This window comes from Arenibacter sp. 6A1, from assembly GCF_012272855.1.
GTDB lineage: Bacteria > Bacteroidota > Bacteroidia > Flavobacteriales > Flavobacteriaceae > Arenibacter.
This window is the reverse complement of the sequence record NZ_JAAXCQ010000006.1, coordinates 197,656-221,330: the sequence shown is the minus strand read 5'-3', so window position 1 is coordinate 221,330 and position 23,675 is coordinate 197,656. Positions and strand designations below refer to the sequence as shown.

Sequence of the window (23,675 nt, the reverse complement as noted above, 5' to 3'; positions counted from 1 at the left end):
AAAATGAGAAAATTATTATCCTTATTAGTATTTGCATCACTAATTCTATTAACGGGGTGCAACCAAGAAGACATTAACGATCTAAACAGCAAGTATGAGCTCTTGTCCCAAGAGCAACAAGCCCTAAAGGAAGAACAAGAACTGCAGGCAGCCCTATTAAAAAATTATGAAACCCTTCTTAATGCCCTTCAAAATAAATTAACCGTCGATTCGGTAGAGGACAATGTCGATGGTTACACTATTATTTTTTCCGATGGAAGTACAGTAGACCTTACCAACGGCCACACCCCTGTTTTTAGCTTGGCTGATAATGGTAACTGGTTGATAGACGGCAAGGATAGCGGAATAAAAGCAACAGGAGAAAATGGTCTGGATGGCCAAACGCCCGAAATTACCATTGTAGAGGGATATTGGTATATCAATGGCGAAAATACAGGAGTTAAGGCTGAAGCGACGGATGGCACCAACGGAAATAACGGTGCAGATGGAAATGATGGAGAAAATGCTCCCTCTATTACCGGAATCGTTGTTGAGGACGGTAACATGATATTTAAATTCAGTAATGATACCCAAATTACGGTACCTATGGAGGAAACAGCCACCATAGAATATACTAGCGGTCTCTTTATTGTAAATGAAGGTTGGTTTGGACAGGAAACAGGAAGTGTAAACTTTTTTAGAAACGGATCAAATGACATAGAAACAAAAGTGTTTGCGAATGCCAATCCGGGAAGTACGCTAGGGAATACTACGCAATACGCCGCTATATACAACCAACAATTGTATATAATTTCTAAACAAGGGGCTTTGGTAGTGGCCGATGCCAAAACCATGAAAGAGACCGGTCGAATAGATAACTTTAACAAACTAGCCAGCGACGGACGAGCGTTTTGCGGGGTAACAGCCGATCTTGGATTGGTCAGCACTGCCAATGGCATCTACAAGCTAAACTTAAATCCCCTTAGCTTAGGAGATAAAATTGATGGTATTACCGGAGAGGTTGGAGAGTTACTACAATACAGACAGTACGTGTTTGCCGTTGCAAAGGGTAAAATTTATGTTATTAATACCGACACCTGGGCAATTGATAAAACCTACGATGGCGCCAAAGGCGGACTGGCAGTAAGCAAAGATGGCATGGTATGGAGTGCTAATGGCAATTCCCTATTGAAGATTAACCCTTACACCTTAGAAATGGAAACTATCGCAATGCCTACAGGTGTAAGTGTCTCCCACAACGCTTGGGTTTGGACCGCTAGTTCCCTTTCGGCCTCTAAACAAGAAAATGCCCTTTATTTTGTCAATGGGTTAAAGGTTTATAAATATGTTATCGGAGATCCAAATTCCCTTAATTCGCCTTTGTTTACGGTACCTTCGGGCAGAATGATCTATGGTGCGGGTATTAATGTAGACCCAAGGAACAATCAGGTTGTGGTAACCACTATAGACGGTTGGGGAACTTCTGCCGCCAAAAACAACCTTTATTTTTATGATGGTACTACAGGGGCGTTGAAGAAAAATATATTTTATGAACACTATTGGTTCCCGGCAATCATCGTTTTTACTTAGAATTAAGAAGTAAAAAACAGAAAAACCTAAGGCATTAAGCACGGAACAGTCTCCGTGGTTAATGCCTTTTTTATTGGGCATAAACCGTTATCCTTACGTCTCACCGCCAATCCATATTTAAAATACAGCACTTCTACAACCCTACTAATTACGTTGATCAACTCCCAAATAAGACGACATCAACCCTGGGCTTAGAAAAATAAGATCCGGGGCTATCCCAATAAAAGAACGATATAGGTTTTAATGACATTAAACTTGTAATTCCCAAAAAGTTAGTTTATACTCATTGATTAAACCAGATTCAACAAAAAGCGTAACAATATGTTTAATAAACTTGTGGCCATAGAGCCGTTAAATTTAATTCCCTCGGCAGAAAGAGAACTTCACCACTACGCAAAAGAAGTGGTATTGTACCAGGACATCCCTAAAAGCGATGAAGAAATGGCATTGCGCATTGGCGATGCAGACGCGGTGTTGTTAAGTTACACTTCCAACCTTGGTTCCGGTGCCTTGGAAAACTGTCCAAATGTAGCGTATATAGGAATGTGCTGTTCTTTGTATTCTCCAGAAAGTGCCAATGTAGATATTCCGTATGCCAATAAACGAGGCATCACCGTTACCGGAATTCGCGATTATGGCGATGAAGGAGTGGTAGAATATGTCGTTAGTGAGCTGGTTCGCTGCCTACACGGTTTTGGCACTAAGCCCAACGGAAGCCCAGAGACCCCATGGGACGGCGTACCCAGGGAAATTACAGGTACCAAAGTAGGGATTGTAGGTTTGGGAGCCTCCGGTGGCATGGTGGCCGATGCCCTTCATTTCTTTGGTGCCCATATTGCCTATTATTCGCGCAGTGAAAAACAAGACGCCCAAGCAAAAGGATATCGTTTTTTGCCATTGGGCACCTTGCTTTCTGAAAGTGAAGTAGTGATCACCTGCCTCAATAAAAATACGGTCCTCTTACACGAAGCCGAATTTCAACAATTGGGAAACCGCAAAATCCTAATCAATACCGGCCTGTCCCCTGCTTGGGACGAAACTCCTTTTGCCACATGGATTAACAACGACAATAGAATTTACGCCGATACCATTGGGGCTCTGGGCAACGAAGATTTTTTAAACCACCCCAATGTCTATTGCATGAACGTTTCAGTCGGTCGAACGCGACAGGCCTTTGACAGACTAAGCAAAAAAGTGCTGGCCAATATTGAGTCGTATCTTAAAAAACGATAGGCGAAATAATATTTCGCAAGGTATTCACAACGCTCCAACCCGCAATCTGAGAGGTTTTACTGTATACATCCACCACGGCGTGCACCTGTTCGCTTTTCACCTCTATACGGTGCCTGTCCCCTACATACTCTGGTGTAGACGTCACCGAAACCTTCATGTTTGTAGGACCTACCGTAGCAAGCGAAGCGGCAACGGCCACATTTACTTTGGAGGGGAAAAGAGCAATGGCATCCTTTGCATTCCCCTCCATAACCTTTCGTTGTTCTGTTTGTAGCGAATCGTCGTATACAGCAGTGTTTTTCAGGGAATTTGGACTCTTTTCGGTATCAAAAGAAGCAGTACAAGGCTCCATTAGGGAAATTGTTCGCATAACATCAAAACCACCGATAGCGCCAGATACCAGATGCAGGCGAGTATTGTTTTCACTGGCGGTTTTCTTCACCGCTTCATGGAATTCCGTATCGGCCAAGGCCCCTATGGAAAGGGTTACAATATTAGATCCGTTCTTTAAAGCAGGCAAGGCTAGTTCGCGTAGGGAATCCGGGGATGCCGCTTCAATAATATAGTCCGGTTTTAGGGCCAATAAGGCTTCTATAGATGTACAGGCCGTGCAGGATACATCGGGTTGTACATTGGATACCAGGTTGGCTATATGTGATGCTTTTTCAAAGGAGCGAGAATAAGTTCCTATCAATTGGTAATGGGGCAATAGTCCGGAATTTAAGGCTTCCGTAACTATTTGTGCAAGTTTTCCGCAGCCTACAATGGCAAGTGTATGTGTTTTCATACGGTCTAATATACTGCCTTTTTTTACCCAAAACAACCCTTGGTAATTGCTTTTAAAAAATGCCAATTGACCATTAAAATAATAATAATAATAATAATTTGGGCGTTCCCTCCTACGTCGGGCGGGCTATTGGCTATATCCCTTGCTCCGCTGCGGGGATGCCGCCGCTATCCCTAACGCAAAAAATTCACATAAACATCATATTCTTCCAAAAGCAAAAAACGGCCTTAAAAAGCCGTCTTTGAGATAAGTCATCCATAAAATAAACGCTCTACAGGAACACACATCCCTAGTCAAATTCCATTTTAAATTCCTTATTGCCGTATTTTGGGGAGTATAAGATAAAATCACTTTCAAAATCTGCGACATTTTTGAGTATGATATATTTTGTAGAATCCTTTAACCCTTCCAATAGGTCGGTTGTCATTAATGCATCAAACGCTTCAGAAGTAATTTCGGGTTTGGCCACGAAGATATCATAGATAGTTTTATACAAGATGATCATACTTCTTATATGGGAACTATCGAGATTAATGTTTTCATTTTCGTGTTTTAACTTAACCAACTCCAAATAAGAATATGATTTAATCGCTTGTCCATTGCTTGTAAAATTTATGACCTTTATATCTAACTGATCATCTTCTTCCTCGCATAATTTCTCTAATACAATTTTATTTTTGAAAATATCGATTAGTTTAAAATCACAACTTCCAAGGTTAAAAATCTGCCCAATGTCAGACTTGGATAACCGTACCCTTACATAGTTGGTTAAATATTCCAGATCAAAGGTGATATTTCCTAAAATATCTTGGGACGCATCTATATTTTCCTTGGTGCGAACCTTTAACTTTAGCTCTCCGGGGCTCAATGCCGTCTTACTTATAGTGTTCAGGACAATTGGTTTTCCATTTATATACTTTAAACCGCTTTCCTTTAAGGTTAAAGTAAGCTCCTTGCTTAAATAAGAAGCCACATTCTCGGACAATAGTGCTTTAAAATACAGATCACTGTCTTCGGAATAGGTGGTTACAGTAATCTCTCCAGTATTTTTTATGTTACTGATACATTCCTCAATAATCCGATTTGGAGGAACCGGATGAAAGTGGTCCGATGCTATATAACCAACTGTTTTATATTGAAATATATCTTCCTTAAAAATGGGCTCTTTATTAGCGTACAAGATTTTAGAATACAATTCCCTCATGTCATCCGTAATTTTTTCTTGCGCCTTGACTATTGAAATTATTAAGAATGAACATACTAAAAGTGTAATTTTATTTCGCATATTTCTTAGTTTTAAAATGGCTAATAGGTTGAATAACGGAATTTTACCGGATTTATTTTTATCACGATCCGTTTTATCCCTCCCCAAGCACTAATACAATAAACCAAAAAGCGATTCTCACCACTATAAAAACTAAAATAGGTAACTATAATGAACTACTTCTTTTTAACAGCATTGCAACTAAGATCCCTAAGTTTTATCCAAGGTCTTTTTGTGTCTAGAACTCCATGGGGCCGGTCAGAGGAGGTTTCGGAAATGCCCGATTAATTCATGGTTCCTATAAGAAGCATACGGTAAACTATCTATTTTTAAGTGATATTAAATGGCAGATATTCCGCAATTATTATAGGCCTTTGTAAATTTTTAGATTCCCAAAGTTGGCAACTGTTTTACCTTGTGATACATCAACGCAGCCTTCATACAATATTTCAACTCCTCTTTAGGTAACCGATCATCTAGTTGAAAAACTATAGCTCTTCTTCCCTCAAAAACAAAAGTGTCATGAAATACAATTTTAAAAGTTTCTACCAATCTACTGGTACACTTAAAGTACAAGGCATATTGCTTTGGCGATTTTGGCTTCCAATCCATTCGAATGGTACTTCCATTTTTTGTCAAGAAACTCGGTTCGCCCCATTTTAAGGTTTCTTCCAATTCCGTTAAGCCTTCCACTTCTTTGGCGGCCTCTATTACTAGTGCTCTAAGATGCAGCATTTTGTCACGCACAAAATCGGGGTAATTATTAAAAACTACTTCAACTGCTGGGTTCGTTATGGTCTTAAAATCCTTCATCCTATCCAAAACTACAGGGAATTTTATAGATATTTATAGATTGTAGCTTTTTTTAATGTATGATGTTTGTACAAATGGATACGTAATAACCATCTAAGTCACGAATAGAAAACTCTCTTCGACCCGAATTATTATTCAAACGAGGTGCTACTTCTATTTTTGCCTTCAATTTTTTGAGCGTTCTCCCAAATCAGGTTAAAATCGTCAACTACAAAATATAATATCAGTCCGTTCCCTGCTGTTTTTTTTTGTCGGACATGGTTGGATGTCCATGAGTTTCCCATTTGTGCAAAGACAATATTTGTTCGTTGTTTTCATTGGTCAAAATTTCAAATGTATTTCCACCGTGTCCACTTTTACAGTTTAGCAGCTTTTGATACCATACAGAGCTTTTTCCAACGTGTGCTACTGCAATTATTACTTCCTATTTTATCATTTGGTTTGCTTTATGCTGTAGTTTGCTTAGTTCACCTGAATTCTAATCGGTGAGATGTTCATCGTTTCTCTTATAATTGGTTGCAAAAAAGAATTTTGGAGTAGAAATCTCAAGGCTTTTTAAAGGGAGAAAAGAATTCTACCTTTCCACATTTATGGCATAAATAAAGGTCAAAAGATTCCCGATTGACAAAAATTTCGAAAACATTCCCCCATAACCCTGTTTTATTTCCTTCGTGAAACTTATATATCCCAGAATAATGCATCGGTACCTTGCATCGTAAACAGTCTATTTCTTTCCCGCCAGGTAGTTCGTCTTTAAATTCTATTATTTTCCCTTCCGTGAAACTGTAATTACATTTCCAGCATATTTCAAAGTTATCTTCAGTTTCAGAGGTACAATTAGGACAGTTTTTCATTTGTTATTAATTTCAATCTGTGAGTTATAAGGCCGACATCAAATGCCAGCCATGGTGTTGATTATTAACCTTCTTTTTATTCTATTTCTTTAAATTCCGTTCCTGTCCACACCTGGTGGCTGACGTCGCTAGGAGCAAAAACTTCAATTAAGTTAGTTTCCATGTCAATGGCGCCAATGTTCTTAATGATCATATTACTGTCTTTTCTGAATTCCGAACCTAGCGCTGTTCCGTACCCTTCAAATATTTTCCCCGTTTTTCTGTCAACGACCACGCCATTCTGGCAAGCGGTACCACAACCCCAGATAACTAAAGTATAATGACCAGCGAAGTTGATTCCTTTTTTACACTCATTGGTCATTCGAGAAATAAATGCTTTTGCCGCTGGGGCTGTTGAAAAATCTGGGTCGGCCAAATCTCCTTCATATAAATCTACCTTATAATCTTCAAATGTTGTCTTAGGCTTGTATTTCTTATAAACTTCAACCTCATCCAAGACTATGTTTTCTCCGATAATTACATCATCTTTATAAGTAATTAGAATGTTATAGGTCGGAAAATGGGCGGTTTCGTTTTCCTTTACAACTTTCACTTTAGCTGTTTTTTTACCCAATAATAAATATTCATTGGAATTAAGGAGCGTATCAACTCTGCCAATTGTTTGCGTATCTTCCGTGAAGGTTGGAGGTTGGTTTTCATTTATCTTTTCATCCTTCTGTTCCTCCCTCTTGGATTGACAAGACAAAATAAAAAAACAAAATAGAAAAGTGAGCACTTGATTCATCTTAAAGCATTTCAACATTACAAACATTGATTTCGGTCCGTCTGTTGGCCAGATAACAATTTACTTCTCCCCGTGTTATTTTCTTATGATTCGAGACCGACGCCAAAATGTTTAAATGTTTATTCACAGCTAAATATAAGAAAAATCTTAATTTTAGGTAATTATGTAGGAATGAATCTTGGCCTATATTTAGAATTATCCTCACTCCTCATACACCACTTTTCCATCGAAAATAGTCATGACTACTTTTGTATTTAGGAGGTCCTTTTCAGCTACCTTCATTAAATCCTGGTTGAAAATAGTAAAATCGGCCAGTTTGCCAACCGTAATAGACCCTTTGATGTCTTCTTCAAAGGCCCCATAGGCCGCATCCAAGGTATAAGACCGTAGGGCTTGTTCCCTTGTCATTTTCTCTGCTGGCTCATAACCGCCATCTGGACTTCCTTTTAAAGTTTTCCTACTTACACTGGCATAAAAACTAGCAACTGGATTCATTGGTTCCACCGGTACATCGGTGCCATTGACAATGGGAATACCACTTTGTAGTAAACTTTGCCACATATAGGCTCCTTCTTTGATTCGTTGCTCTCCCAAACGGTCAATAGCCCAAGGCCTATCGGAAGACATATGAATCGCTTGCATGGCAGGGATTACCCCTAGTTCGGCAAAACGAGGAATGTCATCTGGGTGTAAATGTTGTGCATGCTCTATTCGAAACCTGTGGTCGACTGCTAAGTCCGGTAAAGCGGTAAAAGCCGCCTCGTAGCGGTCGAGTATTTCTCTGTTGGCCCGATCGCCTATGGCATGCGAGCAAATTTGAAATCCTTTTTGCAATCCATTCAAGGCAGTCTCCTTTACAAATTCCATGGGAAGGGTTTCATGACCAAAATGTCCGGGTCTATCGGTATAGGGTTCCAATAACCAAGCTCCCCTAGACCCCAAAGCACCATCACAGTTCAATTTCACAGAACGGAGGGTCAGTAAGTTATCAGGATCTATCACCGGACCTTTTTCATACCACTCGCTTAGCAATTCCTTATCCCAACCGGTAAGCATGCCATACAGTCGGATTTTCATTTTATCCAGGGTCTTCATTTCCTTATAAAGGGCAATGGTTTCTCTCCCTATCCCAGCATCATGAAAGCCAGTAATGCCATTTCTATGACAAGCGGCAACGGCTAGTTCAAATGCTTTGATATCCTTCTCTGGGGTGCTCTCCGGAATATGTTTTGTGATCAGGTATTCTGCACGCTCGTTGAAAATACCCGTCGGCCTTCCCATCGCATCGCGCATTACTTCACCGCCCTCTACCTCAAATTTGTTGATTCCTTCCTTAGACATTACTGTGACACCCGCTATTTCCATGGCTTTTGCATTGGCAAAACCTGCATGCCCACTGGCATGGCGTAAATAGACAGGATTGTCTGGAGAAACCGCACTAAGCATATCATGTGTTTGAAAACCATTAACCATGTCGGCAGGCATTTCTTTCCATTTGTTTTGATGCCATCCTCTACCGGTAATCCATTCTCCCGGTGCTGCCGTTTTAACTTTCTCCGCTACGGCAGCTACTATTTCCTGATAGCTCGTAGTGTGCATCAAATCTAGGTTCAACTCATTGTACCCCAATCCCATAAAATGCCCATGCCCTTCTATTAACCCTGGGGTCATAGTTTTACCTTCCAAATTTATCAGTTGCGTTTGGTCGGTTTTAAATTTTTCGGCTTCAGCAAGACTACCGGCAAAAAGTATGATATTGTCCTTTATGGCTACGGCTTCTATTAGTGGTTGGTTTGTATCTACAGTATAAATAGTACCACCATAAATAAGCATGGTCGCGGATTCATTTTTAGGACTTTGGCAGGCTGATAAGAATAAGAAGGCCATGGCCACCCCCGAGTAAAGAAAATTACGTAATCGCATATATGTTCGTTTTAGGAAATGGAATTTACAATTTAATTATATGAATATAAACTTCAGAAGAATTCGGCGAGCTAAAAGGACCAGAATGACTGCCCCATGGTTATGGTTGTGTCGTTATTTAATATTCATATAAAATACTTTGATCAGAATTGGTGATCCTCAATTGAACTTGATTTCCATCAACTTGTAAATTTGAAATATCAAAAGTCAATTCTTTTGTGATATACGCTTCGCATAATTCTTCGTTTTTTAATGATAACCGTAAATTTCTTTGAGGAGGAAAGGATTCTAATATTTCTTCTGAGTCAATTAATTTCAATTCCCAAGTAGCTCCACCACATCCACCCGAACTAAAGTTTATCTTTAAACAATGGTCGATTATTTCCAATCTATTAATTGTTAACTGGCCCGAAGGCGCATTCATATATTGTTTAGCACTTACCAACACCTCAAAATCACAATTATTTTGCTTTCCTTGATTGTCATCGTTTGAACAGCTTAAATTCGTTAGTCCAATTAGAATTAGGCAGAGTATTCTTTTCATAACAAGTGGCTTTCCTTTTAGATGAATTTTTCTTCATTTGGTTGCATTCTAATGCCCTACTATGTACTCTTCCAAGAATTTGGACTTTTGCCAAGACATAAAAACTGAAAACAATATCCGATGGGACCTATAAAGTAACTATCCCCAGTCCAAGGCCTTAAGCTTCTACTCCAACTCCCCATAGTTTTTTCGATCAGATTGATTTTAATATTCCTTTATGCTGGAAATTATTGATAGAACAAAATCCATAATTCAATTATAATCTTGGCTATTATTTTTAATAAGTAAACCTACTGTTTTAAACAACACCACTATTTGAAGTATTAAAACTAACATTTTTGACCAAATGATTAGGTTCTGTTAAAACTAAGTAGTATATTTGCACCACAAAAAACAGACTCCTATAGAGTTTTAAGGTAGTATATAATACAATTAGTTTTACGAGTTTTCTCTTCTTTCCAATTTTATTTTTACAATCACTTTTACAATAGCGTTTTTAAATTATATGAATTGTTTTTACAATTTCAATATTAATTCATTAGATATGCTTATCTTAAATAGGAAGCTTTTTTTGTAAAAAAATAATTAATAGATTAAAATTAAGTAAAGATGCAAGAAGGCACAGTAAAATTTTTCAACGACTCAAAAGGATTTGGATTCATTAAATCAGCAGATACAGGCGAAGATATCTTTGTTCATATCTCTGGATTAACTGACGAAATCAGAGAAGATGATAAAGTACAGTTTGATACTGAACAAGGAAAAAAAGGATTAAACGCTATTAACGTTCAAGTTATAGATTAATTCTCAATAATATTTATCCTTTATGGATAACATCTTATTAAAGACCAAAAAGACCGTTTGAAAAAACGGTCTTTTTTTTGTCTATAATTGTTATTCGAACTGTAGATTTAGAGATTGGCAGTATTGTCTTTTAAGATTAGACTTCACGTAAAATTTTTTCCATTTTTCGGCCTTTAGCCAATTCATCTACTAACTTATCTAAATATCTTACTTGCTTCGTTAAGGGATTTTCAATTTCTTCTATCCGGTAACCGCAGATTACACCTTTAACAAGATGAGCATTAGGATGTAGTTTTGCCTTCTCAAAGAAGGTTTCAAACGTTGCTTTCTCCTTGATCAGTGCTTCTAATTTATTTTCATCAAAACTTGTCAGCCATTCAATTACTTGGTGCAATTCTTCTTTCGTCCGGCCTTTACTCTCAACTTTTGTAATATAGTGAGGATAAACAGAGGCAAAAGTCATTTTTGCTATACGCTCATTATGCTCAGGTGTTGTTTTCATTGGTTATATTTTATTACTCCTAAAATTAACTATTTAATCCGTTTTATATACGCTATTAAATCAAAGACCCAAACAATAAACTACCCTTTCCGCTGTTCAGATCATCTTACTCAATTAATTATCAACAATATATCTAATTATTAAATATAATACATTAGGTTGTCACCAATTTCATTTGTAGATTTTTTTTAACGGTACTATCTACATCATTTTTTTTCATTCATATTGGCGCCCCGTTTTCGATCATTCTCATTTCATTTAAGTTCCTCCATGAATGACATGACTAGAGTATTTTTAAAACCACTGCTTTAATTACAGTTTTAAAACACTCCCCCTTCAAAGGAAACCATTAATAAAGTAGCGCAAACACAGACACATAATCGAACAAAGCACCCATATGTCTTTATTATCCTTAAATTTTGAATTTCGGACAATAAAAATAGAAAATGATTTCAGAATTCATTCTTGAAGGAATATCTACAAAAGGAGGAATTATAGAAACAACTTTTCAACAAAAAGTAATACAATTTTATATTTTTTGGGGATAATCGGACCAACCAATGTAACTACGGTCTCTGTTAAGGGAAAGAAATCTAACCGAAATTAGTTTTTCAATTCATATAAAAAAGCAGGTCATAAGCCGGATTCTGTTCAGTCGTTACTATGTTAGAATTGCTCCTAAAAAATAAGAATGTCCTTATCATTTATCTCGTCTATTGGTTGCCCAACAGCTTTAACCGCCTACCCTTCAGCTCGGGCGTGCACCCTCAAACACTGATTTACATGGCGTTGCACCGTATAGAGTTTACCTGGTTTCACTACAGCATTACCTGTACCTGCTTTCTGTTGCACTTGTCCTCATCTCTCGATGGACGGGCGTTACCCGCTATACTGCACTATGGTGTCCGGACTTTCCTCTGATTCACAAAACAAGTTTGCTTTTCAGCGATAAGGCGACCTGCTGCTGCAAAGGTAATTCAATTGTTGATAAATAAACTACTAAAGAGCATTAATTAAGCCATGGAATGCCAAGCTATTTTTATATTTGTAGAATAATCTATTGGTCCCTATTTTTACACCAATATTAAAGTCAATCTATTGGAGCCTTTTATAGTATCTGCACGAAAATATAGACCCCAAACATTTAAAGATGTTGTGGGCCAGCAGGCTATTACCAATACCCTAGTAAATGCCATAGAAAACAACCATTTGGCGCAGGCACTTTTATTCACCGGACCACGTGGCGTAGGAAAAACTACCTGTGCCCGTATTTTGGCCAAGCAAATCAACCAGGCTACCGGAGATTATGGAGATGAAGATTTTGCCTTTAATATCTTTGAATTGGATGCCGCATCCAATAACTCGGTAGACGACATAAGGGATCTAACGAACCAGGTACGTATACCCCCTCAGGTAGGAAAATACAAGGTATATATTATCGATGAGGTGCATATGCTTTCCCAAGCGGCCTTCAACGCTTTTTTAAAGACCTTGGAAGAGCCACCAGCACATGCTATCTTTATTCTGGCGACTACCGAAAAACACAAAATCATCCCGACTATTTTGTCGCGTTGTCAAATATTCGACTTTAAGCGTATTACTGTTAGTGATGCCGTAGAGTATTTAAAATATATTGCAGAAAATCAAGGTATAGAAGCAGATGGCGACGCCTTGCACATCATTGCCCAAAAGGCCGATGGCGCGATGCGCGATGCCCTCTCTATTTTTGACCGTGTGGTGAGTTTTTCAGGAAAATCACTGACTCGAAAAGCCGTGACCGAGAACTTAAACGTCTTGGACTACGACACCTATTTTAAAGCTACCGACCTAATATTAGATCATGATATCCCTGGACTTTTAGTGCTCTTTAACGACACTCTTGCCAAAGGGTTCGACGGGCATCATTTTATGAGTGGTTTGGCTTCGCATTTTAGAGATCTTATGGTATGCCAGCACCAACAAACAATAGCTCTCTTAGAGGTTGGTGATGACGCCAAAAGGAATTACTTAGAGCAGTCCAAAAAAACTTCAGGGCCCTTTTTACTTGATGGCATTGAAATCGCCAATGATTGTGACATTCACTATAAGTCTAGCAAAAACCAACGTCTTTTAGTAGAGCTTACCTTAATGAAATTGGCATCCATCGGTTTCGATGGAGATAAAAAAAAAAGTCTAAATCCCTAGGAAATAGCCTTAGCCATCTCAATTTTATAATCCCTGCTTCTTATTATAAGACCGGTGTTGAAGCACAAGAAACTCTAGAAAAACCTACCGTCACCACAGATTCTCCAGCAACTCCTACCCTTGCCAAAAGTCCACAAACCGTAGCAGGGCAGCAGAACGGCAGCAATGCGCCCATTGGAAGCCAAAAACTAGAGACTGCCTCTGCAGCCGCAGCAACCAAAATAAACCTAAAATCATTGCCCAAGCGAGTTTCTGGTCTTTCCTTATCTAGCTTAAAGGCAAAAAAGGAACATGAACTTAGTAAAAAAGAAGATGTTGCCGATGAAAACCAATTACCAAAGAGCCCTTTTACAGAAAAGGCCATGCAAGAATTGTGGACAGAATTTGTAGAGGTTTTAGACAAGGGGGGACGTAAAATATTGGCTTCTAACCTCAATGCCGATCTTCCAAAATTAAAGGATAATTTTACACTTTGTATAGAATTGCCCAACGATACCATGAAAAAAGAGGTAGAAAGGGATAAGTACGATTTAATGGAGTTCTTAAAACTAAAACTGAACAACCATTTTATTAGTTTAGAAATAAGCGTCAACGAAGCTACTGCCAAAAAGTTTGCTTTTACACCCGAGGAAAAGTACCAAAAACTAAGGGAAAAGAATCCTGTGATCGATTTTCTACGACAAGAATTCGATTTGGATATGTAAAAGGGTATGGGTGCTTAAAGGGATTCCTTTTTTCGCATAGAGATCCGCCAAGTATAAAACAACATTACGATAGCATTTACGAAAAGCCCCAAAGATTCCCTGGCGTGCTCTATATTATCGATATCCCCTCCGGAAATAGCAACACCCTGGTACTGCTCTGGCCAAAATAAAATTCCTCCTATCCCATAAAAAACTCCTAGGAAGAGCCCTATTAGCTTTGGTAGTTTTTGAAATAAAAACAAGACTGAAGCTAAAGCAGCAATACCGTATAAAACATACCACAGGGCTGCATCCGGATCATTGTACTGCATGGATGCCGCCCATATAAACAACACAGTAAAAATTGCCGCAACAAGGTTGGAGAACAATTTCATGAATTAAGATTTTAGAACATGACTTTCTATAAGCCCACATACTTCGGTCGCTAGCAAAGTATCTTTAGGATTTAAACTGACATTATTTGTTATGAATACTGGGTGATCGTTAGCATCTTCCGGAATACGGCCATGAGACCCTTTTATTAAATTTGCATCCAAAGGAATAATGTCCAAAACAGTTCTAAAGCCCATCTTTTTCTTTGCTAATTTCCATAATACTTTAGGCATCAAAAATTTATCCTTGGGGTCGGTCATCATTTCTACAGGATCATAACCAGGTTTTTTATGAATATCTACCATCCTCGCATAATCGGGAGCCTTGGCATCATCAAGCCAAAAATAATAGGTAAACCAAGAGTTCTTATCGGCAACCACTACCAAATCCCCACTCCGTTCATGATTTAGGCCCATCGCAACAATGTCATCGCCAGAAAGAACTTTTTCTATTCCCTTCACATTTTGGAGCATAGATTTTATCTTTTCCTTTTCCGCAACATTGTCAATATACACATGAGCCAACTGATGATCAGAAACGGCGAAGGCCTCGCTTTGTCCTGCATCCAACAATTCTAATCCCCGTTCTACCCTTACTTTTAAATAGCCAGCTTTTCTTAGCTCCCTATTAATATGTATAGGATTATTAACATTGGTAATTCCATATTCGGAAAGCAGGATTATATGCGCATCCTTCCTTTCATAGAAGTCTACCAATTGTTTTACCACCCCATCTATTTCATTTAGATCCTTGGATATAACGTTAAAATCGTTACCATACCTCTGAAGGTTATAATCTAGGTGAGGGAGATATATTAAAGTTAAGGTCGGGTCGTGCATGGCCTCGGTTTTCATCGCGGCATCGGCAATCCATTGACTCGATTTAATAGTGGTCTTTGGTCCCCAAAAATGAAACAGCGGAAAAGTCCCCAGTTCGCCCTGTAAATGATCGCGCAGTTCAGCTGGATAAGAATAAATATCCGGTATTTTTCTTCCATCGGCTAAATAGTTGGGTCTAGGTGTTACGCTATAATCGGCATTGGAATACATATTATACCACCAAAACATATTGGCACAGCTAAAGTTTTCATCCTGTCTTTTTAGCTTGTCCCATATTTTTTCTTGCTGCACCAAGGTATTGGACTGTCTCCAGAACTTCACCTCGTGCTCTTCCTTAAAATACCAGCCATTGGCTACGATTCCATGTTCGGAAGGGGTTTTACCCGTTAAATAAGTGGCCTGGGCCGCACAGGTAACCGCAGGTAACTGTGGCCTTATGGTTGCCAACTTTCCTTTTTCCAAAAACGATTTAATAAACGGAGTGTGTTCCCCTATTAAACTACGCGTTAAGCCAACAACATTAATTACTACAGTCTTTTTCATTATTTAAAGCTTATTCTTTAACCATTGTATTTCTCTAACGATACAATCGGTCAGATTCGTTTTCAAACCAGCTGGCAATACATCCCAGGTATACGTTTCTATTTCTATATGCTCGGAAACCTGATTGTTTTTAAGATACTCCACCACCTTGATAATTTGGTCTTGGGTAGATAATAAAGCATCGTATTTCTCTAAAAATATAGGGACATGAAAGTGGGCTCTTAGCTCGTCTGCATCAGGCTTTTCTGCTAACACTTTAGGTAAGTCGTTATACGTAATCACCCTACCGTCAACTTTTTGGGTCACCTGATGCAAGTATACCCCTTCATTAAACTGCGCCAAAGAGTCCCATACCTTCTCCGTATCGCCTTCGTCGAATACTATTTTTAAGGCTGAGCTAACTTGAATCTTCCCAACCTTAATTCCAGCATCCCTAAACTTTGTAAGGGTATATTCCGGTTCTTCATATGCCAAAGAAAAATGGCATACATCGTAACAAACGGTGATATATTTTAATATTAGTTCCCTAGCCGTTGCTGCATCCACTCCCAGAACTTCCATCAGCAGTGTACTGCCTTGAGGAAGTAAATAAGTCTCAAAAAAATGCAATACCTCATCGCTATTTTCGAGCATACCATCTGGCTCTGGTTCTATATCTAAATGCAGGTGTTTACCGGTATTTTTTTCTATCTCATATAAATGCAGAGCTACCTGAGCCATATTTTTGGCCCCGGTTAAGAATGCCTCTTCCAAAGCCGATTCCGTCTTATGCCAATGCTTATAACTTATAGGAGAAGTCGAAATTCCTCCTGAAATTCCTCTTGGCACTAAAAATGCCAACTGATCAAAGAGCCTTTTGGTATAAGTCAATCTATCTGTAGTGGTCCAATCCGGCGCATGTACTTGATCTTTCACCCGTTCGTTATGAAAATTGCCATAAGGAAACCCGTTCATGGTGAAAACGTACATTTGATTCTCTTCTAACCAATCGTTCAGTTTTTGCAAGCGATCTCCCTCTTGCAATTCTTCACTAGCTATATTAGACAATCGCAAACCGACACCGAAGGGCACTCCTGCTGCAACTTCTGCTTTTATTCTAGGGAGATATTTCTTTAAACTCTCCCAGGTTTGCTGCCAGTTTTCCCCTGGATGTATATTAGTGCAGTAACTTAGGTGATACTTATTATTGATAATCATTAGAATTGGGACATTTTGGGTTGGAACATTTCATTGAGCCAAACTACCGATTTTCGCATTAATGCCATATCGATTTCATGAACGTCGTGTTTTTTTCCGATTTTAGATATTAGCGTAATAGTAAGTTCTCCTCCTAAATGCTCTCTAAACTCTTCAATTCCCGCAAGTAGTTCGTCCAATTCCTGTTCTCCCTTGATAGGGATATGCAAATCGAAGCCGATCTGTTCCATCACTTTAAGAGTACGATCAAGGGTTGGTTTATCTATTAATCCAATAAAATGGGCATATGTTAAATCCAACGCCATACCGATAGCGACGGCTTCACCGTGCCTCAATTGATAGTTGGTCATATACTCAAGTTTGTGAGCCGCCCAATGCCCAAAATCTAACGGCCTAGAAGAACCACTTTCAAAAGGATCTCCTCCTTGGGCAATATGTTCCATATGCATTTCTGCACAGCGATATATTAAATACTGCATGCTATCCATCTCCCTAGCATGCAACAAAACACTTTTTTCTTCTATATACTTAAAGAAAACATCATCCTTTATCAGTGCCACTTTTATCGCTTCGGCAATACCGGAAATCCAATCCCTGTTTTCCAAGGTCGTTAAAAAGTGACTGTCGTTAATAATGGCATATGCAGGGGCAAAAGTCCCCAAGAAATTCTTCTTTCCAAAAATATTAATGCTATTCTTAACCCCTACGGCCGAATCATTTTGGGATAATACCGTAGTAGGAATCCTGATAAGTTTCACACCTCTATGCGCTATAGCGGCGGCATAACCACTCATATCTATAACAGCACCTCCGCCAATAACCACAACAAAAGAATGCCTGCAAATACGGTTTTCGTTGACCGCTTCCAAAATACGTTCCACATTTTCGTAGTCGTTTTTACACTGCTCCCCACCTGCTATTATTAATTGCTCTGTTAAAGCAATAGTCTCTTTATAGGTTTCGCAATATCCTTTTATATCTTCTTGTAGAGAAGGATGATTTTTCACAACACCATCATCTATAACAAAAAGGACCTTTACGTTTCCTTTGTCATTATAATCGGAAATTATATTTTTAAATAGGGGATTATTCGCCTGAAACAGCTGTTCCGTGAAATGAAGTTTATACTCAAAGGGAACTTTAAACGACTGGGCGATAGCTTTATAATGTTGCATCTGTTTTTTTAACTTTAGGTAACTGCGAACAGTTTGGACAAAAATTTGGATAAAGGCAATAATAGTAGGGTTAGTAAACCTACCCACCAATAGGAAAACCCTACAACCAAGGTTGCGTCTAGTACTATTATAGAAAGTACCCCGGCAACCACTGCATTCTTTATATTTTCGGGTGAATTAATCTTATAAGCCTTCACCAATGGCCTATATACCAAAATAGCGAATAACACAAGAAAGGGCAATGTCTGTAGTACGTTTAGGTCCGCGCTAACGAACAGCAACATAATGCCAAGAATTACACTGGCGTACAAAATCGCGGCAAAAAGAATATGCTTTTTGTTATTCCCATATACCTCCCCCCTACTTATAAGGGTTATTGCGGCAATATATACTATAGGAATAAATGCACACCACCAATAATTAAAAGTACCCAGAATGCTTATTCCCAATAATAAATTGATGCCTCTACACGTCCCCATGGTCAGAGGACCAAAAAAACCGTGATGTTTTGCCAAACTATCGTACAAAAGAATAACCAATCCTAGGGCGGTAGCCGTTAAGCCACTTAAAGGGTTTACCAAAAAAGCTATCCCTGCCCCCAATGCCATTAATACGCCTCCAAATATAGCGGCCGATCTTAAAGGTACCAGACCAGAGGGAATAGGTCTTTCTGGACGTTCTGTTTTATCTATTTTATAATCGAAGACATCGTTTAAGACCACTCCTGCTGCATATAAAAGCACCGAAGACATTATCAATAGTAGAATATCTTCTATATTATTGGCGCTAGATGACTCCCCTAATGAAGAGTGCATAAAAACTCCTGAGATAGCAATACCGGCTAAAATATCGGCCGCTGAAGTAGGTAGGTTTGCAGGTCTAGTAAGTCTTAAATATCCTTTAGTTACAGGATTCATTTATACTATCTTATCAGTATCTATCTTAGGCTCTTGCCCTCGTAAAACACTATTATCATTAAAGAGTTGGGTCTGATTGATTCCTGATGGCTTTAACCAGTCCGACTCCTTCATTTTTCCGTTCATTCCAAAAATATCCAAGGCATTTTGGTAACATGTCTTTCTCACATCTTCTCTAGAAATACCTCTTTTTAACATCAAAGACGCTGTTTTTGGCACCGCTAATGGATCGCTAACACCCCAATCCGCCGAGCTGTCCACGATAATATTGGTACTTCCAAATTTACGAACCACTTCAACCATCCGTTCATTCCCCATCTTTGTTTTAGGGTAAATGGTAAAAGCTGCCAAAAATCCACGGTCTAAAACTTCTTTTACCGTTTCTTCATTATTGTGGTCAATAACCACCATGGAAGGATCTAAACCATGCTCTAGACATACTTCCATACTTTTAATCGTACCGGCCTTCTTGTCCCTATGCGGGGTATGTACCTGTACCGGTAAGTTCAATTCTTTGGCCAATTCTAATTGCGCCCTAAAATATTTATCTTCCGCAGGGGTCTGATCGTCATACCCAATTTCTCCAATGGCCACTACGTTTTCTTTATGAACATATAAGGGTAGCAATTCTAGTACTTGTTCTGCCAAAGCTTCATTATTAGCTTCCTTAGAATTTAATCCGATGGTACAGTAGTGTTTTATACCAAACTGGCTCGCTCTAAAGGGCTCCCACCCTACTAAACTGCTAAAATAATCTTGAAAAGAACCCACTTGCGTCCGTGGCTGTCCCAACCAAAAAGAAGGTTCAATGATGGCTACCACTCCTGCTGCCGCCATAGCCTCATAATCATCGGTAGTCCTAGACGTCATGTGTACGTGAGGATCTATTATCATCATTTTCTCTTCCATAGTATACTTCTATATTGTTTTTTTTTAATATTTAATTGTCAATGCAATAGTTTACTTCCTTCCTTTAAACAACATCCCCCCTAAAGCAGCAGATATTCATGGTATAAAATTAGGAAATTCTCTAACGGCTAAAATTACTGAATTAATAGGTTATAAGGCCAACCTTTACGCTTTTTTAAACCGCTTTTAACAATCCCAAAATAGGCTTGCCATTTCTAAAACAACCTTAGAAACGGCAAATATCACAAAATTAATGGAATCATTAATATTGTAAAGCCATCCAATCCAAGTTAGCAATCACCTGATCCTTATCCTGTTCATTAACAAAGACTAAATAAATAGTTCCGATTTCGGAAGTAGGATTTAAAGGAATAAAAATTTCCTTTTTACGCCCCTCCTTCTTGTCGTAATGATCAATAATTTGGGTTCCCATTATCTTTCCGACAGCACTTCCCTCCCGGACTTCAATTTTTCCCGAATATTGGGTATCTGGCCCAAAAAACACGGACAAGCGAACTCCTTTTAGTCCGGCCATGGACACCTTATTAAATTTTAAGAAGGACTTATTTTTTATATCACCCACCATATTATCTCCCATGGCATCCCAAACACTTAGCCCCTCGCTTTTTTCATCGGCCATTTCGGCCTCATATTTTGGAAATTTAAAAATCACTTGGGCCCTCCCTTGTAACTTTGAATCTTCTAAATCTGAGGCTCCCTTATCCAAATAGGACGCCATGATAACATATTTCCCCTCGGTCTTATTTACCATATGTTCTTTAAAACTAAGGACTCCTTCTAAGGGGAGTAGCGTTTCTTTTTTATTCATGCCATTCTCCAAGGACAAGATATAATCTACCATTTTTTCAACTTCCTCAACCTTTAACTGAGGATGGGCCGACATCATTCCTTCGCCCCAAACACCAGATCCTCCTTTTATAATTTTACTAATCAAATATGGTTTATCGGTCACTGAATAACGCTGGGATATTTCCTGATAACTAGGACCATTTACTTTAACATCGACAGCGTGACAGGCCTTACAATCGGTACCATCTATCAGAGTCTTCCCCACAGGAACCGTGTTTTGCTGATGCCCAAGGGTAGCCTTAACCATATCTTCACCTTCCGGGATATAATCAAAAGTCACTTTTACATCCTTAGAAGAAATACTCCCCTCCTCGCTACTTCCGTCCTGCGCATCTACCACACTTACTTTATACTTTACTTGACGGTTGTCCCAATAGGTGACATTTTCGGTGTCCAAGGTTATTTTTATCACTGGCTCATCATTACCCACCAATATTTCCTCGGTACTTTCACTGCTATTGCCTGCTTTATCAGTTACTTTTAAACGTACTGTATATTTTCCGGGTTCGGTAAAAGTAAAGGAAGGGGTTACACTTTTATCTTGTACGGACTCTTCGGTAAAAGACCACTCGTATTGCAACTCGTCCTTGTCATAATCTTCCGATGCTTCCCCTGAGAATTGCACGGTAAAAGGATGAGCTCCCACCATTTTATCGGCTGTAATTCTTGCTATCGGCTTACGATTTCCCCCTTCATAACTAATTCTATTTAAACGGGCATCCATGTTTTGGGAATTCCATTTTTGTCCGTATTCCAAAACATATAAGTTGCCATCAGAACCAAAGATCATATCCATGGGATGGGAGAACTCACTATTAGGCATAAATGGATCTGCCTTCACATAATTCTGATTTTCATCTAAGGTTACAACATATATCCAGTCTCTCATCCATTCGTACAAAAACAATTTCCCTTCAAAATAGTCTGGAAAGGAATTGGTTGCACTAGGGTGATCGGAAGCACGAAAAACTGGCCCGGCCATAGGGTTCACCCCACCAGCTCCTAGCCAAGGGAATTCTTCCGAGGCACCATAGGAAAACCAAATCATGGATTCCTGAGCCGCTGGCAATTCCCTTAGTCCGGTATTATTGGGAGAATCATTGATCAGTTTTTTCGGATTAAACTTGTCGCCAGGGGTCTTGGTCGCAAAATCATAATCATTATACAACTGGTTGTTCCCTCTTGTATACGGCCATCCCCAATTGCCAGCCTCTCTTGCCTGGTTAAATTCGCCCATCCCGTGTGGACCTCGTTGCGGGTCATTTTTTCCGGAATCGGGACCTACATCTCCCCAATACAAATACCCTGTTTTACTATCTACAGAAAACCTAAATGGGTTACGAAGTCCCATCGCATATATTTCTGGTTTTGTATTTGGTGTGCCTTCCGGGAATAAGTTTCCTGAAGGAATAGAATAACTACCGTCATCTTCTGGTCTAATCCTTAAAACTTTACCTCTTAAATCATTGGTATTTCCTGCCGATCTTTGCGCGTCCCATAAGGCTCTTCCCGCACGCTCGTCTATAGGAGCAAATCCTGAGGACTCAAAAGGGTTGGTATTATCTCCCAATCCTATATACAAGTTGCCATCAGCACCAAATTCCAAAGCTCCCCCGCTGTGACAACATTTTCTTAAAGTTGGAATGGTCAGTAATTTTTTCTCTGACTCTAGGACCAAGGAATCGCCCACTAAGTCGAATCGGGAAACATGCTGCTTGGATTCTTCCCCTGCAGCGGAATAAAATAAGTAAATCCAGTTGTTTTCCTTATAATTTGGATCTACTGCCAATCCCAACAAGCCATCTTCATTGCCGTAAAACAGCTCTAATTGAGCGATGACCTTAGTTTCTTCGGCTTCAAAATCATAGAGTTTTAATACTCCTTTGCGCTCCACAAACAAAATACCTCTTCCAGGTAATTCGTCGAGCTCCATAGGTTCGTTCAAATTAAAATCCAGCACCTTACGAACAAATCTGTTTTCTTCTGGAATCCTTTTTGTCTTGGCTTTAGTATAATCCAATACATTTTCTCCCATGGCGTATTTTATACCTCCCAGCAAATGAGCCAAAAAAGTAGGGTCTGCAAAGGTATCATCGGTATGCCCCATTTCCGTATAAAAAGACCTGCCCCCATCGTAGTCATGATACCAAGAAATTGGATGATTATCCCCGTTTGTACCACCTTCATAACTATTTTCATCAATAGCTATCAATACATTTATATCGGGATTAATATTTTTAAAATTGTACCACTCATCAGTTTTGACCCAAATATCCTCCAATGATTTTGTGGCCTGATGGGTTTTATTGGCCACCTTTAATGTTGCCTCTTGAACTTTTGGATGTCCATCGAAATAAGCCCCTACCAATTTATTATACCAAGGCCAATTATATTCGGTATCTGTGGCCGCATGGACACCTACAAACCCACCTCCGGCCTGGATATATCTTTCAAAATCTGCTTGCTGAACATCATTTAAAACATCCCCGGTGGTATTTAAAAAAACCACTGCCGTATATTCTCGCAATACTTCCTCTGTAAAATCAGAAGCATCCTCCGTTAATGTCATACCTATATTGTTCTCTGCCCCTAATTTCTTAAAGGCTTCTATTCCGGCTTCAATAGAACCATGTCTAAAACCTTCCGTTTTACTGAACACCAACAACTTTTCTTTCTTTGAAGTACAAGCTCCCAAGACACCTATTAGCACAAGCGTTACAATGCCTTTAAACATATTTATCATATTCCCTTTATTAGTTTTTAACAATTAGATCCTAATTAATTAGGAAATCGCATTTTACCATTTTTTGATACTTTTTTTGCTTTTTATCTTAATTTTATCCAAAATAGTGCTACAATTTATAATTTTTGCGCTTATTATTGCAATC

At 39.0% G+C, this 23,675-nt stretch carries 17 protein-coding genes, 1 other RNA gene and 1 pseudogene; 4 read left to right on the top strand and 15 right to left on the bottom strand.

The annotated features are described in order from the left end of the window. Positions 1-3: 3 nt before the first annotated feature. Both HCG49_RS07485 and HCG49_RS07480 read left to right on the top strand, forming a co-directional pair. Complete coding sequence (locus HCG49_RS07485) at positions 4-1,569, top strand: DUF5074 domain-containing protein (protein WP_168468910.1); 1,566 nt, start codon at positions 4-6, stop codon at positions 1,567-1,569. A 321-nt stretch (positions 1,570-1,890) separates the two neighbouring features. Beyond that, positions 1,891-2,802: an NAD(P)-dependent oxidoreductase gene (locus tag HCG49_RS07480; RefSeq protein WP_168468909.1), complete on the top strand. Its 912-nt coding sequence runs from the start codon at positions 1,891-1,893 to the stop codon at positions 2,800-2,802. On the opposite strand, the gene HCG49_RS07475 is transcribed toward HCG49_RS07480, so the two are convergent. The 6 genes from HCG49_RS07475 to HCG49_RS07450 all read right to left on the bottom strand — a co-directional run bounded on the left by HCG49_RS07475 (position 2,789) and on the right by HCG49_RS07450 (position 9,771). After that, a complete protein-coding gene (locus tag HCG49_RS07475; protein WP_168468908.1) occupies positions 2,789-3,589 on the bottom strand; it encodes an aspartate dehydrogenase domain-containing protein in 801 nt (266 codons plus the stop codon). The two genes, HCG49_RS07480 and HCG49_RS07475, sit on opposite strands and share 14 nt — an antisense overlap. A 289-nt stretch (positions 3,590-3,878) precedes the next feature. After that, complete coding sequence (locus tag HCG49_RS07470) at positions 3,879-4,874, bottom strand: hypothetical protein (RefSeq protein ID WP_168468907.1); 996 nt, start codon at positions 4,872-4,874, stop codon at positions 3,879-3,881. A 363-nt stretch (positions 4,875-5,237) separates the two neighbouring features. Beyond that, on the bottom strand, positions 5,238-5,666 hold the full coding sequence (locus HCG49_RS07465) for a DUF1801 domain-containing protein (protein ID WP_168468948.1): 429 nt from the start codon (positions 5,664-5,666) through the stop codon (positions 5,238-5,240). 930 nt (positions 5,667-6,596) lie between these two features. Then, positions 6,597-7,112, bottom strand: a complete 516-nt coding sequence (locus HCG49_RS07460) for a hypothetical protein (RefSeq protein ID WP_168468906.1) — start codon at positions 7,110-7,112, stop codon at positions 6,597-6,599. A 393-nt stretch (positions 7,113-7,505) separates the two neighbouring features. Beyond that, a complete protein-coding gene (locus HCG49_RS07455; protein WP_168468905.1) occupies positions 7,506-9,227 on the bottom strand; it encodes an amidohydrolase in 1,722 nt (573 codons plus the stop codon). 118 nt (positions 9,228-9,345) lie between these two features. Then, the gene (locus HCG49_RS07450; protein ID WP_168468904.1) at positions 9,346-9,771 is read right to left on the bottom strand and encodes a hypothetical protein; all 426 of its coding nucleotides are present in this window, start codon (positions 9,769-9,771) and stop codon (positions 9,346-9,348) included. Positions 9,772-10,380: 609 nt separating this feature from the next. Here HCG49_RS07450 and HCG49_RS07445 point away from each other — a divergent pair. After that, positions 10,381-10,575 carry a cold-shock protein gene (locus HCG49_RS07445; protein WP_072762884.1) on the top strand — a complete coding sequence of 65 codons (195 nt, stop codon included), beginning with the start codon at positions 10,381-10,383 and terminating at the stop codon, positions 10,573-10,575. Positions 10,576-10,711: 136 nt separating this feature from the next. Here the strand turns inward: HCG49_RS07445 and HCG49_RS07440 are convergent, their stop codons facing one another. Further along, a complete protein-coding gene (locus HCG49_RS07440; RefSeq protein ID WP_168468903.1) occupies positions 10,712-11,077 on the bottom strand; it encodes a DUF2200 domain-containing protein in 366 nt (121 codons plus the stop codon). A 621-nt stretch (positions 11,078-11,698) separates the two neighbouring features. Then, positions 11,699-12,042, bottom strand: an RNA gene (gene rnpB, locus HCG49_RS07435) — RNase P RNA component class A. Positions 12,043-12,175: 133 nt separating this feature from the next. On the opposite strand from rnpB, the pseudogene HCG49_RS07430 reads away from it, so the two are divergent. Beyond that, a pseudogene (locus HCG49_RS07430) lies at positions 12,176-13,965 on the top strand (DNA polymerase III subunit gamma/tau). A gap of 14 nt (positions 13,966-13,979) precedes the next feature. Here HCG49_RS07430 and HCG49_RS07425 read toward each other — a convergent pair. The 7 genes from HCG49_RS07425 to HCG49_RS07395 form a co-directional block, all read right to left on the bottom strand. Continuing rightward, a complete protein-coding gene (locus HCG49_RS07425; protein ID WP_168468902.1) occupies positions 13,980-14,339 on the bottom strand; it encodes a transmembrane 220 family protein in 360 nt (119 codons plus the stop codon). Between the two features lie 3 nt (positions 14,340-14,342). Beyond that, positions 14,343-15,719, bottom strand: coding sequence for an alkaline phosphatase family protein (locus tag HCG49_RS07420; protein ID WP_168468901.1), 1,377 nt, complete (start codon positions 15,717-15,719; stop codon positions 14,343-14,345). 3 nt (positions 15,720-15,722) lie between these two features. Then, positions 15,723-16,916: a metabolite traffic protein EboE gene (eboE, locus tag HCG49_RS07415; protein ID WP_168468900.1), complete on the bottom strand. Its 1,194-nt coding sequence runs from the start codon at positions 16,914-16,916 to the stop codon at positions 15,723-15,725. Further along, positions 16,916-18,091: a 3-dehydroquinate synthase gene (locus tag HCG49_RS07410; protein WP_168468899.1), complete on the bottom strand. Its 1,176-nt coding sequence runs from the start codon at positions 18,089-18,091 to the stop codon at positions 16,916-16,918. Before HCG49_RS07410 ends, eboE begins: the two co-directional genes overlap by 1 nt. 14 nt (positions 18,092-18,105) lie before the next feature. Then, complete coding sequence (gene eboC, locus HCG49_RS07405) at positions 18,106-19,008, bottom strand: UbiA-like protein EboC (protein WP_168468898.1); 903 nt, start codon at positions 19,006-19,008, stop codon at positions 18,106-18,108. Then, positions 19,009-19,917, bottom strand: a complete 909-nt coding sequence (locus tag HCG49_RS07400; protein ID WP_168468897.1) for a TatD family hydrolase — start codon at positions 19,915-19,917, stop codon at positions 19,009-19,011. A gap of 262 nt (positions 19,918-20,179) precedes the next feature. After that, positions 20,180-23,530 carry a ThuA domain-containing protein gene (locus HCG49_RS07395; protein ID WP_168468896.1) on the bottom strand — a complete coding sequence of 1,117 codons (3,351 nt, stop codon included), beginning with the start codon at positions 23,528-23,530 and terminating at the stop codon, positions 20,180-20,182. Positions 23,531-23,675 lie beyond the last annotated feature (145 nt).